The sequence below is a fragment of the Edaphobacter modestus genome (assembly GCF_004217555.1).
Lineage (GTDB): Bacteria > Acidobacteriota > Terriglobia > Terriglobales > Acidobacteriaceae > Edaphobacter > Edaphobacter modestus.
On sequence record NZ_SHKW01000001.1, the window covers coordinates 618,553 to 636,036 of the forward strand.

Annotated in this window: 9 protein-coding genes, 1 tRNA gene and 1 pseudogene; 4 read left to right on the top strand and 7 right to left on the bottom strand. The window is 55.7% G+C overall.

The window, feature by feature from the left end; translation table 11 throughout:
* The first annotated feature begins 276 nt into the window (after positions 1–276).
* Positions 277–3,123: a bifunctional YncE family protein/alkaline phosphatase family protein gene (locus tag BDD14_RS02550; RefSeq protein ID WP_130417432.1), complete on the top strand. Its 2,847-nt coding sequence runs from the start codon at positions 277–279 to the stop codon at positions 3,121–3,123.
* A gap of 206 nt (positions 3,124–3,329) precedes the next feature.
* Positions 3,330–3,743: a hypothetical protein gene (locus BDD14_RS32335; RefSeq protein WP_207231674.1), complete on the top strand. Its 414-nt coding sequence runs from the start codon at positions 3,330–3,332 to the stop codon at positions 3,741–3,743.
* A gap of 558 nt (positions 3,744–4,301) precedes the next feature.
* On the opposite strand, the gene BDD14_RS02560 is transcribed toward BDD14_RS32335, so the two are convergent.
* From BDD14_RS02560 to BDD14_RS34245, 6 genes and pseudogenes are all read right to left on the bottom strand, one after another.
* A complete protein-coding gene (locus BDD14_RS02560) occupies positions 4,302–5,765 on the bottom strand; it encodes an efflux transporter outer membrane subunit (RefSeq protein WP_130417433.1) in 1,464 nt (487 codons plus the stop codon).
* 9 nt (positions 5,766–5,774) lie between these two features.
* The gene (locus tag BDD14_RS02565) at positions 5,775–6,950 is read right to left on the bottom strand and encodes an efflux RND transporter periplasmic adaptor subunit (protein WP_165419888.1); all 1,176 of its coding nucleotides are present in this window, start codon (positions 6,948–6,950) and stop codon (positions 5,775–5,777) included.
* Positions 6,951–6,957: 7 nt separating this feature from the next.
* On the bottom strand, positions 6,958–10,137 hold the full coding sequence (locus BDD14_RS02570) for an efflux RND transporter permease subunit (protein WP_130417435.1): 3,180 nt from the start codon (positions 10,135–10,137) through the stop codon (positions 6,958–6,960).
* Positions 10,138–10,287: 150 nt separating this feature from the next.
* On the bottom strand, positions 10,288–10,920 hold the full coding sequence (locus BDD14_RS02575; RefSeq protein ID WP_130417436.1) for a response regulator: 633 nt from the start codon (positions 10,918–10,920) through the stop codon (positions 10,288–10,290).
* 11 nt (positions 10,921–10,931) lie between these two features.
* Entirely contained in the window at positions 10,932–13,562 is a 2,631-nt protein-coding gene (locus BDD14_RS02580; protein ID WP_242617683.1) for a two-component regulator propeller domain-containing protein, read from the bottom strand.
* Between the two features lie 93 nt (positions 13,563–13,655).
* Positions 13,656–13,829 (bottom strand): annotated as a pseudogene (locus BDD14_RS34245) (hypothetical protein); the annotation flags it as partial.
* 518 nt (positions 13,830–14,347) lie between these two features.
* Between BDD14_RS34245 and BDD14_RS02585 the strand changes: the two are divergent.
* Positions 14,348–15,763: an IS110 family RNA-guided transposase gene (locus BDD14_RS02585; protein WP_207231675.1), complete on the top strand. Its 1,416-nt coding sequence runs from the start codon at positions 14,348–14,350 to the stop codon at positions 15,761–15,763.
* Positions 15,764–15,855: 92 nt separating this feature from the next.
* Here BDD14_RS02585 and BDD14_RS02590 read toward each other — a convergent pair.
* Positions 15,856–15,932 (bottom strand) — tRNA-Met (locus BDD14_RS02590).
* A gap of 141 nt (positions 15,933–16,073) precedes the next feature.
* Between BDD14_RS02590 and BDD14_RS02595 the strand changes: the two genes are divergently transcribed.
* The gene (locus BDD14_RS02595) at positions 16,074–17,345 is read left to right on the top strand and encodes a BON domain-containing protein (protein WP_130417438.1); all 1,272 of its coding nucleotides are present in this window, start codon (positions 16,074–16,076) and stop codon (positions 17,343–17,345) included.
* Positions 17,346–17,484: the final 139 nt, after the last annotated feature.

The following is a 17,484-nucleotide window of genomic DNA, read 5'->3' on the forward strand; positions in this document are numbered from 1 at the left end:
GAGAATAACAAGGACGGGAAAGAGCTGTTGCCTGGGGCCGTGCCCGAGCCGCGGCCCGCTCAGGGCAAGATGACAAATCTGTAATCTCACTGTCATGCCGCTGTGCGGCACTCCTTTTTATCTTCGCTTCTATACGAAGTCCATGGGCCGCTGCACACTGTCTGCAAGATCTGTAACCGCGGTGCGCAGCCGGCTGCTGATTCTACTTGCACTCCCCAACTGTCGCTCGGCCGATTCCGGCTGCGTGATGAAAAGCCTCTAGGAGAAGAACGGTATATGCCCCGAAAGACGTCTCGAAACTCCCCCCGAACCAATTCTCGGTTCGACCGTCTGCGTCCGCTCGCCGGCCTGTTAGCGACGATGCTGAGCGCTCCAACGCTCTTTGGTCAATCCCAACAGTTTCCGACCTACTCCACTGGCCCGCAATCGAATGGATCGTGGGTGGTCAGCAGTGGCCAGATCATCACGCCAGCCGGGAAGCAAGTCGATCTCGGGATCCGGGTCCGCGCGAAAGCTCTCGCGTTGAATCCGAATAAGCATAATCACACCGCTGCCGTTCTCACTATGGGAGCGTCACAGGCTGTCGAAATCATCGACACCAAAACCGGCGATGTGCTGCAGAACTACATTCCGTTCGGACAGGATTCGAGCGGCAGCTATAGCGGCATCACTTATTCGCCGGACGGCAAGTACCTCGTTTTCAGTCAGGACAGCAGCAACGTTACAATTGCCAATGTTTCTCAAGAAGGCCTGCTGCAGGACAACGCCCAGGTCAAGGTGCCGGCGAACAATTCCTTCATCGAATGTTTTGCGAACAGCCCTGCGGGCGATGGTGTCCCCTGCGGCAAGTTCTGGACCGGAGGCACCTCCTATCCTGGCGGCGTCGCAGTCTCGCTGGATAGCAAGACTGCTTATGCCCTGCTGAACCAGAACAATACTCTTACCAAGATCGACCTGACCGCGCCAACTCCAACGCAGGGTGAGCAGATCCGCGTCGGCAACGCACCGCACAGCATCGTGATCTCAAGCGACGGAAATACCGCCTACATCAGCAACGAGGGTGGACGGGCCGCTACGGAAGGTGACTTCCAGATTTACTCGGCCGGTACTGAAGTCGTCGCCGACCCGCAGGTGGGCGCTGCGATTACGGGTACTGTTTCAGTGGTGAATCTGAACACGATGAAGGTCACCGCTACGATCCAGACCGGTCTACACCCGACTGGAATGGCGTTTTATGGAAAGGACCTGCTGGTCGCCAATACCTATAGCGACACCATTTCGGTGGTCGATATGAACACCAATCAAGTGGACCGCACGATCGATCTCGGACTGCCGATTAAGCTGCCCGGCAGAAAGAACTCGATCTATGGCGCCGCTCCTAACTCAATTGCGGTCGACGCTAAGAACGGCATTGCGTATGTCGCGCTTTATAATGCCAACGCGATCGGCGTGATCAACCTTGCCCGCGGCGTCAATCCCGTCATGGGGATGATTCCAGTGGCCTACGCTCCGAGCTCGGTGGTACTGGACGAAGCTCAGAAGGTGCTCGTTGTTGCCAATGACAAGGGCATCGGCGCGCGCAATTCGTTCGAGACCGACTTTGGGGTTACCGACTACAACACTCACCAGGACAACGGTACCGTCAGCATCGTTCCCGTGCCGAATAATCAGAAGCTGGAGGCGATGACGAAGAAGGTCTTCGAGAACAACCACTGGGATCTGACAGAAAACATCAAGGCAGCCTCTGGCGGCAGCCAGGATGTCACGCCGGTGGCAATCCCGAAGAAGATCGGCGATCCCTCGCTGATCAAGCACGTCTTCCTAATTATTCGTGAAAACCGCACCTACGATCAGGTTCTGGGTGATGTAGCCGCAGGCGATGGCGACCGTACGCTGGCAGTATTTGGCGCCAAGGATACGCCGAACGCGCATGCACTGGTGAAGCGCTTCCCGCTCTTCGATAACTTCTATGATCCGAGCCGCCAGTCGGCCGATGGTCACCAGTGGATTACCGAGGGCATGGCGCCTTACTCTGACGATATCCAATCGCCAGACTGGGTCCGCAGCTATCCAGGCGGCAGCGCCGGCGATGCACTTGCGTATCAGAACAAGGGCTTCCTATTCTCCGAAGCAGCGGCCAAGGGTCTGCCTGTAAAGATCTACGGTGAATATGTCGAGAACGATACGTACAAGCAGCCGAACGGATCAACCAGCGAACCAAGCTGGAGCCAGTTCTACGCTGACTCACAGAAATTCGAAGCTGGACTTGAGAAGACGCTGTTCTACGGCAACACGATCCAAGCGTACTCCTCGCTTCCGGCTGTAGCCGACCACCTGGTCACAAACTTCCCGCTCTTTGACCTGGGCATCCCCGACCAGTTCCGCGCAGACGTGTGGCTGCAGGACTTCAAGAAGGACGAGGCTGCCGGTACCGTACCTGCGCTAAGCATTCTCTGGGTCATGTGCGACCACACCGGTGGTCCACCGACTGCGGATGCGGAACAGGCCGATAACGACCTGGCCATCGGACGCATTGTCGACTACGTCAGCCACAGCAAGGTGTGGGACTCGTCAGCGATCTTCGTCGAAGAGGACGACGCGCAGAACGGCGTCGACCACGTCGATGGTCACCGCAGCCCCGGCTACGTCATTAGCCCCTTCACGATACAGAATGGGCCCACCGATCATACCTACTACACTCAGGTCAACATGACCCGGACAATCGAGCAGATCCTCGGCCTGCCGCCCATGAACCAGTTCGACCTCGTGGCGTCCCCAATGAGGACTGCTTTTGTCGAAGGTGAGGCTTCGCCGGAGAACTTCAAACCCTGGACTCATGAACCGAACCAGGTTCCGCTGGACCAGGGCGTTACAACGAGTACAGCCAGCAATACAACGGACAGCACTTCGGTCAAGGCGCTGAGGGTGGCATGGATGAAAAAGAAGGAACACATCTTCGCCGGCAAGCTGACCAAACCTGATGCCGAAGATCCGGACACGGTCAATCACTTGAACTGGTATCAATCCACCGGGTTCAAGCGGCCCTACCCCGGCGAGAAGACGGTCCGTCCACCAAGTGACTTCAACAGGCCGGCGCCTACCAAGGCTGATGTAGACGACTAAAACCTGCTATAACTTCGAAAGCCCTCTCACCGATGACCGGGTGAGAGGGCTTTGTTCATCCTTTCAGAACAAACTCTCATCTGTCTTCTCTTCAACGGATCCTCGACGCGACTTGAGCATCCATGATGTCACGAGATAGACTCAATCCCGATACTTCAAGGTCACTTGGGTCGGACCTGTACGCTATGCTCGAGAGTGGAGGATTCATGAATACAAGCGATATCGTTCTCGCGATCGATGCTGAGATCACGCAGTTGCAGAAGGTGAAGGCACTCTTGACGGATCCCGACCTCACCACGAAACGAAAGCCCAGCCGTCCAGTCGGTGTGGCCGCGCCCAACAAGGCAACTAGCTTCAATCCAGTGGAATTTGCGAAGAAATCCAAACGACGCACTATGAGCGCGGAAGGCCGTGCAAAGATCGCCGCAGCACAAAAGGCTCGTTGGGAAAAATCCAAGAGAGTCGCAAAAACGCTGCACACAAGGTTGCTTCAAAAACCAGCTAAGAAGGCAGTGACGGCTAAGGCGGTCGATCGGAAGACTGCTCAAGTGAAGAAAGCCCGCACCGTGAGAAAGTCTAAGCAATCAAAGGCAGAGGCCTCCGTTACTCCGGCGTCGTAGTTGAAAAGGAATCCCTCTCTAGCCCGACCTTTCTAGCCAAACGGGATATATTCCGGTTTGACCGTCACCCTCTCAGAATTCCGAAGTCCAAAATTCCGCCCGCAGTGTTGGGTGAGTGACTCGGCGATTTGTCGCCAACTGTAGGTTGGACGAGGGACGCACTCAGTTCACCGGCTGCAGTAGGCCATAGCTGCTGGATTTCGGTGCTCGTTTAGAAGACCTGAAGTGGATCATTGCGAAATGGGGCGTGAGTGAGCACAACCGCGAGTTTAGGGAAGTGCCGAGAATTTTGCAGAGGAAATCAAAGTGCGTCCTGAACTCGAAGCTGACGAACTGCAGCGCGAGGGCTGGTCATGTTGATGCATCGCCCGTCGACACAGGTCTCGCCGGACGAGATGACATGTGATTCACGTACTGAACCTGATCTGTCCTCCGGCGAAAAACGGATGACATGCCAGTACGCATCGAGCAACACTATTACGAGTAAGAATGAGCTTGAACCGAATTTGTCGTCTTCCAGGCATCTTGATGGGTCCCTTCACACAACACTCGTTCCGGTTATGGCGTCTTCGTTCCAGCCCATCCACCGCCCAGGGATTTGATCAGAACTACCGAAGCAGTCATCCGCTGCCCGGCAATCTGGGACGAGGTTCTCTCATTCGACAAGACACTTTGCTGGGCTACTACAACATCCAGATAACTGACGAGTCCAGCTTTATAACGCTGTATTGCGATCTGCTCCGCTCTTGCGGCATCTGCTACGGCCAAAGTCTGCAAGCGTGACTGGCTCGACAAGTAGCGGAGCGCCGACAATTGGTCCTCAACTTCCTGGTAAGAAACCAGTACCGTCTTCTCATATTGCGCGAGTGACTCTCGATAGGTCGCTTGTGCCTGATCGACTCCTGCACGCAACCTTCCCGCTGTAAATATCGGAGCTGTTGCAGACGCGCCGAGCGATGCAATCGTGTTTTGCCAATTCAGCAGACTGACCGCATTGCCGCTTTCATAGCCCATCAGGCCGGTCAACGAGATCTGCGGAAAGTATGCAGCCTGGGCAATGCCAATCCGGGCGGTCGCGGCAGCGACATTCCTGTCGGCCTCGGAGATGTCCGGTCTCCTCGTGAGCAGATCTGCCGGCAGCCCTACCGGAATCTCCGGAGGAAGAGGATTATCCGGCAACTTTGGGATAGACAGACTCTCCACCGTTCGGCCCAGCATCACAGCAAGGGCATGTTCCAGCTGTGCGCGCTGTATTTGAAGTGCCTGTTCGTCGGCACCAGTCTGGTCGAGCAGCGTCTTGGCCTGCGCTACTTCCAGGTCGCTACTCAGTCCATGTTGGAATCGGCTCGTGGTCAGATCGAATCCTTGTTGCAGATCCGATAGAGTGCGATCGAGAATCCCCAGTTCCTGATCGGTCTCACGAAGATTGTAGTAATCGATCGCCGTGGTTGCCTCCGTTGCCAAGCGAACAAATTTCAGATCGGCCTCTGATGCCTGTTGTGTTGCATGGGCGGCCTGAAGGGATCGTCTCAGCCGTCCGAATGCATCGATTTCATAGCTGGCAACCATGGGCAGCACGACATCGTTATAGGTTGCGGCCTGACCAGCAGTGTTCCCGTTATTCGGCCGGTTCTGGGCCTCACGGGTTCGTGAAACTCCTTGTGCCACTCCTATCGTAGGGAAAAGATAGGAACGCGCAGAGGCGGTGAGGGCGGTAGCTTGGTCAACGTGAGTGATGGCGATCTTGATATCTTGATTCGCGGTATCTGTCTGACTCTCCAGATCGTCGAGCTCCGGGTCGTGAAAGACCTTCCACCAATCGCTGTGGGAGATAACGTTCGTTTCGGCACCGGTAGAGATCGGTCCATCGTTCCCATTGAACGATGGCGCCACGGGCACCGATGGTGCGCGATAGTTAGGTCCCACCATACATCCAGAGACCACGACGCTCAACGTTCCGATCGCTATGAACGAGATCAAGCGGGAGCCACGCATGCATCGATGCTGTTCTAGATTCCCCATGATGTCTCCTTAGCTCTTGTCGCCGTTGGAGGCTGGATGGATGGTGACCTGCATCCCGTTCACCAGATAATCGGGTGGGCTGGCTACAATTTGGTCGCTTTCGGTAATACCGTTCGTAACTTCGATGGTATTGCCGAAGTCGCGTCCTAAAGTAACCTTATGCAGCGCAATCTGATTCTTTGCGTTGACCACTGCGATCTGCGGCCCTGCAGCCTGAAAAAGAACGGACCCCACCGCCACGACCAGGTGCTTGACAGGAGCGTTGAGATGGACGTGGACCTCCGCATATGCCCCCGGTAGTAACTTGCCGGATGGGTTCGGTACGTCAATCTCGGTGAGCAGCGTGTGAGAGTCAGCAGTGATCGAATGGCTTGTCCTGGTGACCGTTCCCTCGAATTGCTGGCCAGGCAGCGCGACAAGCTCCAACGTTGCCTTGAGGCCGTCTGAGATCTGATCGCTGTAGCTCTCGGGTACAGGCACGAAGACACGCATGACATTGATCTTCGAGATGCGGAATAACTCAGCCCCCATGCCACTGTTACCCGCGTTGATCAGATCGCCAATGTCTGTGCGGCGCTGGGTGATGATACCGTCAAACGGGGCAACAACTTTTTCGAAGCCCTGCAATTGCTCCAGACGATTGACGTTGGCAATTGCCGCCTGGACGCCGGCTTTCTGAGCGTCCAGGTTTTGATTATTCTGGTCCACCTCCTGCTGTGCGACCGCGTTTGTAGGAATCAGCTCCTGATACCGCTTAGCGGTGATGCCAGCCAGCACAAGGTTCGCCTGCGTCTGACTTAGGGCAGCTCGAGCCTGGTTCAGTTCCTGATCGACCTCGGGCGATTCGATCTGCGCCAGCAATTCTCCCTGGTGCACGTGCGTCCCGATATCCGCATACCAGTGGGCAACGTACCCACTGGTGCGGGCGTAGACGGGAGAATCGGAAAATCCCTGGAGCGTTGAGGGCAGGGTGATCTCACTATCTGGCGCACCTTGTTGCGCTTGGGTGAGAGTCACCGGTTCAGTATCGAGTGCGTTTGTACCCGCGGCAAGTTTCTTACTGTCCTGAGCGCGCAGGAAGAAAGTCGCGGCTCCGAAGATGCAAAGGACCACCGGTATGAGAAGAAACCATTTGATTCCCCCTCGGCTGTTTTCTGATTGTGCTTTCTGCAGTTGATTTGTCATAGAACCCTCATGCTTCATGACGAGCCTCAGAAGCAGGCAAGCCTGGATTGTCGTTTCGCCGGACAACTGCGAAGACGATTGGGACAAAGAAGAGAGTGGCGACCGTAGCGAAGAGGAGCCCGCCGATCACTGCGCGGCCTAACGGAGCATTTTGCTCACCGCCATCTCCGAGACCAAGCGCCATGGGGATCATGCCGATAATCATCGCCATTGCAGTCATCATGACAGGCCGTAGGCGCGTGGCACCGGCCTCCAGTGCGGCACGGAATGAATCGCGATTCTCGGCAAAGTGTTCATTCGCGAACGTGATGACCAGTACGCTGTTCGAGGTCGCCACGCCGATGCTCATGATCGTTCCCATCAGTGCAGGGACACTGAGAGATGTCCCAGTCAAGAAGAGAATCCAGCAGATTCCGGCCAACGCACCGGGCAATGCAGTAATGATGATGAAGGCTTCTGTCCATGACTGAAAGTTGACAACTAACAGGAAGTAGACCAGGGCTATGGCGAAAGCAAGCCCAGCGAACAGTCCGATGAACGAGGAGTGCATGGTAGCCACCTGTCCACGGGTGACTAGAGTGCTGCCTCTGGGAAGATGCTTCTCGGCCTCCGCGGTGATCCGCCGCACGTCCTTTGCTACTCCCCCAAGGTCACGCCCCTGAGTGCTCGCGTAGATATCGATGACGGGTTGAACGTTGTAGTGGCTTGCGACAGCTGGTTCGCTTTGACGAGTCATGCTGGCCAGATTCTCAAATAATTGCGGCGAACTCTCTTTTGGTGAGTTAACCGGTATCGTGCGCAAGGTATCGAGCGAGTTGATCTTGTATTGAGGTGTCTGGACGGCAATGCTGTACGAGACACCGTTCGCCGGATTGAGCCAAAAATTCGGCTGCGTCTGGAAGCTTGAACTCAGGGACACGAGGACGTTGCTGGCAACATCTTGCTCCGTGAGTCCAACCTGCTGGATACGAACCCGGTCCACATCGAACTGCAATCTCGGTTGATCCAGCAGTTGTTGAATATGCACATCAACCGCTCCAGGGATGGCGCGCATCTGCTCGGCGATCTGAGAGGCAATGGCGAAGTTAGCCGTCACATCCTTTCCAACAATCTGAATATCGAGAGGAGCCGGCACACCGAAGTTCAAGGTCTGTGCGACGATATCGGCCGGTTCAAAGAAGAACGATGTCCCCGGAAACCGCTTAGGTAGTTCCTCTCTCAGACGTGCGACATAGTCCGCTGTGGGATGATGATTCGGCTGAAGTGAACCCAGGATCTCTGCGTCTGCATTTCCGATCGTTCCACTATTGCTGTAGGAGAGATTGATCCCGCTCGTCGGCAGGCCAATATTGTCAAGGATCCCACCGACTTCACTCGTGGGTATCTGGGTTCGGATGTATCGATCTACTTCATCCACCAGACGGGCCGTTTCCTCGATACGCGTCCCAGTCTTGGCCCGGAGATGTAGACGAAATTGTCCAGCATCGACCGCGGGAAAGAAGTCCTGACCGAGGAAAGGTATCAACGCGAGGCTGGATAGACAGAAGACCAGGAAGAGACTGAGAAAGATCCTGCGGTGATCCAAGCACTGTTGCAACAAACGACTGTACCTGGCCTGAAAGGACTCGAACGCATGTTCGAAACGCTCATGGATGCGAGCGAATCGCCCAATCCGCTTGCCCACACCCAGCTGACGATGCTGTTCAAGCTCCTTAGGCAGCAAAAACATAACCAACGTAGGAACGATGGTGCGGGAGAAGAAATAGGAGGCGAAGAGCGCGAACACAACCGCCTCGGCAAGCGGTACGAAGAGGTAGCGTGCTACACCCGAGAGGAAGAACATAGGGACGAAAACGATGCTGATACATACCGTAGAGACAAAGGCAGGGACTGCAATCTCCTGAGCGCCATCGAGGATGGCTTGCCGTAGATCCTTGCCCATTGCAACATTTCGCTGCATGTTTTCGATCTCTACGGTTGCATCATCCACCAAGACGCCGACCGCCAGAGCCAGCCCTCCTAGTGTCATGATGTTGATACTTTCTCCCAATGCACTCAGTATCAGCAGGGACGTAAGGATCGAAAGCGGGATGGAGACGCAGATGATGAGAGTGCTTCTCCAGCTTCCGAGAAACACCAGGATCATGATCGACGTGAGCGTAGCTGCAATGAGGCCTTCACGCACGACTCCATTCAATGATGCCCGTACGAAGACCGACTGATCCGACAACGGGTGCATCTGTAACTCAGGTGGGAGCGTTGCTGCGATACGAGGAAGTGCAGCGCGAATCCCGGCGACGATGGCGAGTGTCGAGGCATTGCCGGCCTTCTCGATTGTAAGCAGAACACCGCGTTGCCCGTCCTGACGTACGATGTTCTGCTGGACAGCAAAGCCGTCTCGGATATGCGAGACGTCATGCATAAAGATGGTGCCACCGTTGACCGTCTTTATCGGAAGGTTGTTAAGCTGCTGTACCGTGACCGGCGTGCCGTTCAGACCGATGTTGTATTCGGTCTTTCCGATCTTCGCCGTTCCTGAGGGCAAAATGACATTCTGCTCGTTGATCGCATTGACAACGTCCATCGGGGAAAGTCCCTTCGATTGCAACTGGGACGAATCGATGTCCACCATGATCTGGCGAACCTTGCCGCCGTACGGAATCGGAACTGCGGCACCCGGAATCGTCGAAAGCTGAGGCCGGATGAAGTTCGTCCCGTAATCGTTCAGCTGTTGCTCCGAAAGTCCTTTCCCGCTGAGACCCACCTGGAGAATTGGTACCGTCGATGCGCTATAGCGAATCACAAGAGGCGGGGTAATCCCGCTTGGAAGCTGTTTGAGTGTTGCCTCTGCTTCCGCATTCACCTCTGCGATGGTTCCATCCACATTCGCCTGAGGTTGGAGAAAGACCTTGATGACGGAAACGCCATTCAGGGACTGCGACTCGATATGGTCGATGTTGCCGACGGTCGTCGTCAGAGCGCGTTCATAGATCGAGGTGACGCGTGTCTCCATCTCGGACGGAACAAGACCGGTATAGGTCCAGATAATGCTGACCACCGGGATGTTGATCTCCGGAAAGATATCGACGGGAGTGCGCAGCAGCATCACTGGCCCGGCAAGAAACAGCAGAAGCGAGAGCACCACAAAGGTGTACGGTCTGTTGAGTGCGAGTCTAACGATCCACATAGCCGTCCTCGAAAGCATTGGGTAAGTCCGGCAATGTATCAGCCACATTGCGAACCACAATCTGCTTGAGAACAACTCTACGAATCCTGGGCTTCTGTCGATACGCCAAACTAGGCGTAGAGAAAGTAACTCATTCGGGTGTATTGAGGGCTAATTGAGGTGAATGATGCCACGGCGCAGAGCAATGGTTACGGCCTCGGTGCGATCGTTCACACCAAGCTTCATCAGGATGCTTTTTACGTGCATCTTGACTGTATCTTCCGCGATGGAGAGCGCTGTACCGATCTCCTTGTTTCGCTTGCCCATGGCAACTTCTTTCAGCACGTCCAATTCGCGCTGAGTGAGCTTCTCCGAGGCCAGATGATCGGCCAGCTTCGCTGCTATGGCGGCTGGAACATGCTGCTTGCCGGCATGGACAGCCCGGATTGCGTTAAGGAGTTCCTCGCGGACCATGCCTTTCACCACATAGCCTCTTGCGCCCGCAGCGAGGGCACGTTCGATATCTACGTCCCCTTCAAAGGAGGTGAGAACGATGGTGCGGGCAGTGGGGGATAGCTTGAGAATACTACGGATGAGATCAAATCCCGTGGTATCGCGAAGACGAAGGTCGACCAGCGTTACATCCGGATTGAGGTCCCGAAACATGCTGAGGCCCTCCGCGCCGGAACCAGCCCCGCCGACTATTTCCATGTCTGGCTGCATCGTCATAATACTGATCAGACCGTCGCGGACGATCGGATGATCGTCAATGCAAAGGATTCGGATTGGTGGGGCTTTTGTCATCTCTGCTAATTCTATGGTTTACGGTTAAATCGCGACCAACCTGATTTGAGCCGGGCCCAGATACCGATGTCCCCTTTATGGTCGACATAGGCCATGCGCCCAGGAACGAGGAGCCGAACCTCTGTGCCGTGGCGGCTCGATTCAATAGTAAGTGAAGCTGTGATCCTGGCGGCGCGCTCGCGCATGCCCGTAAGTCCGAAATGCCCGGGCACGCCCGATTCGAGGATCGTCGAGCTGATCCCCAGCCCTTCATCCTTGATGATTGCCAGGAAACCGCCGAGCGTGTAGCTCAAGCGTACATCAATGCGGCCATGTGAATGCTGCAGGGCATTTCGCAAGGCTTCGCACATTATCTGGACGATCTCTTCGCCCATACCGGCACGGAGCTGAAACTCTTCCCCATCGGTGCTGTACCGAATGGCTCGATGCTTGTCTCCCGGCAAATGAGTAACGGCAAGCTTGAGGGAACGGAGCAAATCCTGCTGGGAGAACGTGGTTGCTCGCAGAGTTGTAAGTGCTCCGCGGCCCTGTGCTAGTGCTGATTCGGAAAGCTGAAGGGCGCGGCCAAGTATCGGCTTTCCAGCAGCTTCGGGGGGTGTCAACTCGTCGGCAAGCTCAAGCTGCAAGCTGATCCCCATCACATCTTGCAGCAGGTTGTCATGAAGATCCTGGGCGACCCGGACGCGATCGCCCAACCGCTCTTCGAACCGTAGCCGGAGCCTATTGGCTACAGAACGAATCCTGTAGCGGACCACAAGGATCACCGTCAGCAAAAGTGACGCGATACAAAGCGCAACAAACCACCTCGTCTGATAAAACGCAGGTAGCACAGTGAAGTCCAATGCGGCGGGCTCAGTACTCCACAACCCATCGTCGTTCGCGGCCATCACTTCAAAACGATACTTGCCCGGACGCAAGTTCGTGTATGTTGCAAACCGCCTTGTGGATGCCGAGTGCCACTGAGAATCGAAGTTCAGGAGGCGATAGCGAAATGTCACCTTACGGGGATCTTTGAAACTGAGACCCGTATAGCCGATCTCGATGCGGTGAGTCAATGGAGGCAGAGTCATCCCCTTTACAGCGTCTATGTTCGCATCATCAGCCGAGATCTGAACAATGTGCACGAAAGGAGGGACAGGGTTTTTGCGGATGTCCGCAGGATTGATGCTGGCCAGACCTTCCGACGTCGTGAGCCAGATACGGCCATCGGGCAGAACCACAACGGGCGTATTGCCGTGCAAATCAGGGTTGCTGTGAAGACCATCCCCATCGTCATAAAAATCACACGGAACAAGAAACTTTGGATCGGTCGCGGCACGCGAGAGATCTCTGACGGCAACAGAGGCGACGCCAATGTTATAGCCGAGCCAAAGCCGATCGCCTGGGCCTTGCACTGCCCATAGGACGCGGTTTCCAGGAAGCCCGTTTTTTCTGGACCAGGAGACAAATCTATGTCCGTTGTAAAACGCGAGCCCTCGTTCTGAAGCTATCCAGACAGTGCCATTGTCGTTGACAGAGATGGAGTGAGGCAAGCCTCCGATAAGGTGATCCGACGAGACAAACGTGCGGAAGATGGCTCCGTTGTAGAGAACGATCTCTCCGGTATTCAGCCCGAACCAAACGTCTCCGCGCGCATCTGCCTGAATGACCGAAACCGCATTTCGCAGCTCAGGAATGCTGACTTTGGCGGCTACATGCCCTGGCTGCCAGCGAAAGAGTCCTCTCTGCTGGTCGTAGAACCAAACCTCACCAGTGGAAGATTGTGCAATGGTTGTGATTCGTGCTGCATGGATACCGAGTTGAGCGATCTGAGTGCGGCCATCCTTCACGATGGTGAGGCCTCGAGGCGTAGCCGCGAACAGAGTGCCGTCGGCTCCCGCTGCAAGAGAGAGGATGCTTCCGTGCAGCAAGCTCTCCGCGCCTGTAGCTGTCACTCTATTGAGACCGGCGGCCGATCCGGCAAAGACCTCGTTTCCGACAGATGCAAGCGAATCTATGTCGTCACTCAAGAGACCTGTGCGCCGAGTCATCGTGGAGAACTTATCGTTGCGAACCCGGTTGAGGCCGTTCTGTGTACCGATCCAGAGATTGTGTTCTCGATCTTCAAAGAGGCCCCACACGGAATCACTGGATAGGCCATCGGTGACGGAGATTTGTTCAAATTCAGGGAGAGCCTCACCCGAATGGCTATGAATATGAAAGACCCCGCTCTCCCTGGTTGCTATCCACTGGCTGCCATCGCTGTCCGGTAAGACACTGCGAATTTGATCCAGGGTGAGATGTGCTCTGGCAAGGACTGACGGGGAAACGGTGAGGCCAGCTTCCCAATCACATGGTCCCGAAAGATCCTTTGCCAGCGGCATCGATAGAGAGGGGTGGGGATCTGAACCGGGAGCCGAAACCGACCCAAATTGACATGTAAGCGCAACTTGCATTGTTGCGGGCGAGATGCGAAAGACCCTATTCGATGCCTCTACATCGATCAAGGAATCAGCCCGTTCCCGGATCGACGAGATGGGCAGGTTGAGCGTGATACTCTTCATCGCGCTGCCGTTGATGCGGACGAGCATCCCGCTCTCCGTGCCCGCCCACAGGGCACCGTCTCGACTCGCCCCGAGGGCACGGACTCTACCGAACGCCATGCCTCCATTGCTAAGAAGCGGGACCTGCAAAAATTGAATGCCATCGAAACGGATGAGACCATCGGCGGTGCCCAGCCAGAGGAAGCCATCTCTGGTTTGGGCGACGGCATAGACGGTTGTGGACGGCAGACCATCACGGTGGCCCCATTGCGTGAGGGAATACTGGATGACTCGCTGTTTCGGAGCTAATCCAGCCGATGTTCGTTCCTTTGAACATAAGAGAACGCAAACGTAAACGAAGATGCGAACTGGGCGGCATAGCTGCACACAGTCATTCTATTCGGCGCGTAAGGCAACATCTGCTTCGTATTCGGCGCGAGGTTTGGAGTGTGAGAAATGTAGCAGCTTCACTCTCACTCTATGAATGCCTTGATATGCCGATTACCAATTAGTGCTGCTCATGAATTACCCCGGGAGGAATGCCGGCATGATTTTGACTGTCAAATCGGAGACATACAGGTTCAGCCCGTAAAGGAGCGAGACGATTCCGGCGGTATCATTTCTCCTGAGATGACCAGCGTAGGTAGCCACTGCCGAATCGGCTGGGCAGTAAGCGTCACTATCATTGAGTGATATGGCGATTTATCCCACAGTTGATCTACGTTCTTTCAGTTGTTGATAACAGGCCAACGCGCTCATTGAGGAGGTTCCCTGCAGTGGCGTCTATCAAAGAACCGGCCCGACTCCTGAATTGTTTGAATGTTAGTCATCGAGGAGCACGTGGTGTTGCATAAGCTGAACTCAGCGGTGAAGCTGATTCAGAGAACAACCACGGAGGCTCCTCGATGACGACTATGAACTATATCGGATTGGAAGTTCACAAGAAGACGATCAGCTACTGCGTGAAGGACGTGAGTGGCCGGATACAGCAAGAAGGCAAGGTCGGGTCAACCCGACGCGAGCTGGATTGTTGGATGAAGACTCTGCCCCAGCCGTGCACCGTTGCGATGGAGGCGACGATTTTCAGCGGCTGGATCTACGATCACCTGCTGCCGCATGGCACCCAGATCAAGGTGGCACATCCATTGATGCTGCGCGCGATTGCTGCAGCCAAGAAGAAGAACGACCAGATCGATGCCAGCAAGATCGCCGACTGCCTGAGATGCAACTTCCTCCCGGAGTGCCACATGATGCCCGCAGAGATACGGGATCGAAGACGCACCTTGAGGTACCGGCATCTGCTGGTGCGGCAGATGGTGCAGATGAAGAACCTTGTCTCAGGACTGCTGATGGAGACAGGTGTGGAATACAACAAGCAACGGCTGCACAAGGTGAGTTACTTCCGGGAATTGCTCTCCGCGAGCAAGGAGGTTACTCCGAGCATACGGCCGCTGTTGAAGCTCAGCCGGGAGACGATCGAGCGCTGTCAAAAGACCGAGTACGCCCTGGTCAACTCTCTCCAGCGCGATCCGGTGTTGGCCGACCGGATCAAACGACTCCGAACGGTTCCTGGCGTGGGTCCGATCACTGCACTGACGTGGGCTCTGGAAATCGGGGATGTCTCACGCTTCCGCTCGATCAAGCAGGCCATCAGCTACTGCGGCCTCTGCGGAGATGAACGGAGCTCGGCCGACAAGGTGATGCGTATGCCGCTGTCGAAGCAGCGTAACAAGCATATTCAGCGTGCTTTGGTAGAGGCTGCGAAGCTGGCGCCGAGACAGAGCCACGAACTGGCTGTGATTTATGACCAGGAAAGACAAAAAGGAAATAGCAATCGGGCGACACTTGCCGTAGCGCGGAAGATGGTCGCGTATTTGCTTGCCGTGGATCGGCAACAGAGAGACTTCGTGCCTGCGGAAGAAACGCAGGACTTCGGCAGCATAAAATACTGCCGAAATCAACAGGATGAACAAAATGCGCAACCTGCCAGGTCCTGCATGTTGCCGACTGAGCGAAGGAGATCACACTCCCGAGGCTCTCTACGAATTGTTTCGGGACTGGCAGAGAACACAAACTCAATCCTCTGTGACGGCTCTTCGGAGCTGGGATGCAGCCGGGAAGTACGACGGGGTGGGGTGGCATACCTTCCGCCATACCTACCGGTCGTGGCTGGACGACACCGGAGCGCCTGTCGTGGCGCAGCAGAGGTGTTGCGCCACGCCCAGGTCGCGACCACGATGAACATTTACGGGAACGCTTTGATGGGCGCCAAGCGTGAGGCGAACAGCAAGGTGGTCAGGATGGCACTGAGGAGCGCATAACCGTGAAAAGGACCCTGTAAACACAATAAAACCCACCGCGCGTTTTGAGGTCGCTGACTGGGTGGGTTATTCTGGGTGGCCTTTCGGCTAAATGGTTGCGGGGGTAGGATTTGAACCTACGACCTTTGGGTTATGAGCCCAACGAGCTACCGGGCTGCTCCACCCCGCTTCTCAAATATAACGCTCCTGTCACATAGGGTCAACTCGTGCGAATGCCTGTCCATTGCTTTGCCAAGTTGATTGCTGCTGAAGCGTAACTTTTTTTGCTGGAATACGTTTTATGAATTGTTGATGTTTCGTTGGAGGAAGTATGAGGCAGGACAGGCACTGGTTGAGAGGACTAGGCGGTGTGGTGCTCGTTGCGGGTTTGGTAACGACTGGCTTTGCGCAGGATAAGCCAGTGTCAGATGCTCAGATTGAGGCCAATGTTTTAAAGTCCCTGGCCAGCGCTCCCGAGTTGGCCGATCAGGCGATTGGTTCGACGACTGTCTACGGCACCGTGACTCTAAGTGGATCAGTAGAGTCGGAAGCGTTGCGGGATAAAGCCGAGCAGTTGGTGGCCAATACCGCCGGAGTCAAGAAGGTTGTTGATGAGTTGACCATCGGAACGCCTGCTCCGGTCCCAACGGGGGGGGCGCAGCCTGCCGAAGCGACCGTAGATCAGACGGAGCAGGGAACACCCCCGCCTCCACCATCGGCTGGCTCAGCCGATTCTAGCGTCTATCAGCCCTCTTATCCTCCTCAGGCTCAGTCGGCTCCCGCACCAGCCACCCCCCAAGGCCCTCCGGCTCCGATTGAGCGTTCCCAGGAGCAGGGTGGTTATCCTCCCTATTCACAGCCGCCTTCGCAGACCGCGCCTGGTTATCCGACTGTTCCTCGCCAGCCTTATAGGGTGCAACAACAGGCGGATCGATCAGTCATTGTTCCTGTAGGAACGATGATTCGCGTGAGAATCAATCAGGCGATGGATAGTCGTCATACGCAACCGGGAGCTCCCTTTGAGGGTGTTGTTCTTAACGATGTGTTGGTAGAAGGCATGGTTGCGATTCCACGAGGAGCAGCAGTCCAGGGACATGTATCCGACACACAGCCTGGAGGCGACCTGCGAGGACGTGGCGGAATCGCCCTTGAGCTGTCTCAGGTGAGCCTGGAGGGCCATCCCTATCCTCTGGTTACGGAGTCGTGGTCGCACCAGGGGTACGACAAGACAGGTCAGACCGTAGGAACGACTGTCGGGCTTGGAGCTGCCGGTGCAACCATAGGAGCGATCGCCGGTGGTGGTCCCGGAGCTCTCTTGGGAGCAGGAATTGGCGCCATTGCTGGCCTCGGCCTCTCTTCCGCCTCGCATCAGGGCGAAGCGGCGGTTCCGTCCGAGGCAATTTTGTCGTTCCGATTGGCTCAACAGAGCGCCCTGATGACAGTCTCACAGGCTGAACTCGACAGGCTAGGAGCCGGCCTGCCCCCACCTCCAGCGGGTGCGCAGTCGATGAGGCGGCGGTACTATCCACCACCACCGCCACCCAATTACTATGGGCCGGCTTATTACCCGTACACGTATCCTTACTACCGCAACTACCGCTAAGATTTTCAAAAGAGACAGGCCCAGAAATCGTGTGCCTGTCTCTTTTTGCCTTTTGTGGTAGCCATCTGGAATCATTACAATTGGCACTCGTCCATGGGGAGATCAGAAATCCAGTCTCCCCGTGATTTATACTTATAGC

Excerpts from the sequence above, each read along its gene's own strand:
- BDD14_RS32335 (WP_207231674.1), top strand. The coding sequence starts at position 3,330 with ATGAATACAAGCGATATCGTTCTCGCGATCGATGCTGAGATCACGCAG.
- BDD14_RS02570 (WP_130417435.1), bottom strand. The coding sequence starts at position 10,137 with ATGTGGATCGTTAGACTCGCACTCAACAGACCGTACACCTTTGTGGTG.
- BDD14_RS02585 (WP_207231675.1), top strand. The coding sequence starts at position 14,348 with ATGACGACTATGAACTATATCGGATTGGAAGTTCACAAGAAGACGATC.
- BDD14_RS02575 (WP_130417436.1), bottom strand. The coding sequence starts at position 10,920 with ATGACAAAAGCCCCACCAATCCGAATCCTTTGCATTGACGATCATCCG.
- BDD14_RS02595 (WP_130417438.1), top strand. The coding sequence starts at position 16,074 with ATGAGGCAGGACAGGCACTGGTTGAGAGGACTAGGCGGTGTGGTGCTC.
- BDD14_RS02565 (WP_165419888.1), bottom strand. The coding sequence starts at position 6,950 with ATGACAAATCAACTGCAGAAAGCACAATCAGAAAACAGCCGAGGGGGA.
- BDD14_RS02550 (WP_130417432.1), top strand. The coding sequence starts at position 277 with ATGCCCCGAAAGACGTCTCGAAACTCCCCCCGAACCAATTCTCGGTTC.
- BDD14_RS02580 (WP_242617683.1), bottom strand. The coding sequence starts at position 13,562 with ATGGCGTTCGGTAGAGTCCGTGCCCTCGGGGCGAGTCGAGACGGTGCC.
- BDD14_RS02560 (WP_130417433.1), bottom strand. The coding sequence starts at position 5,765 with ATGGGGAATCTAGAACAGCATCGATGCATGCGTGGCTCCCGCTTGATC.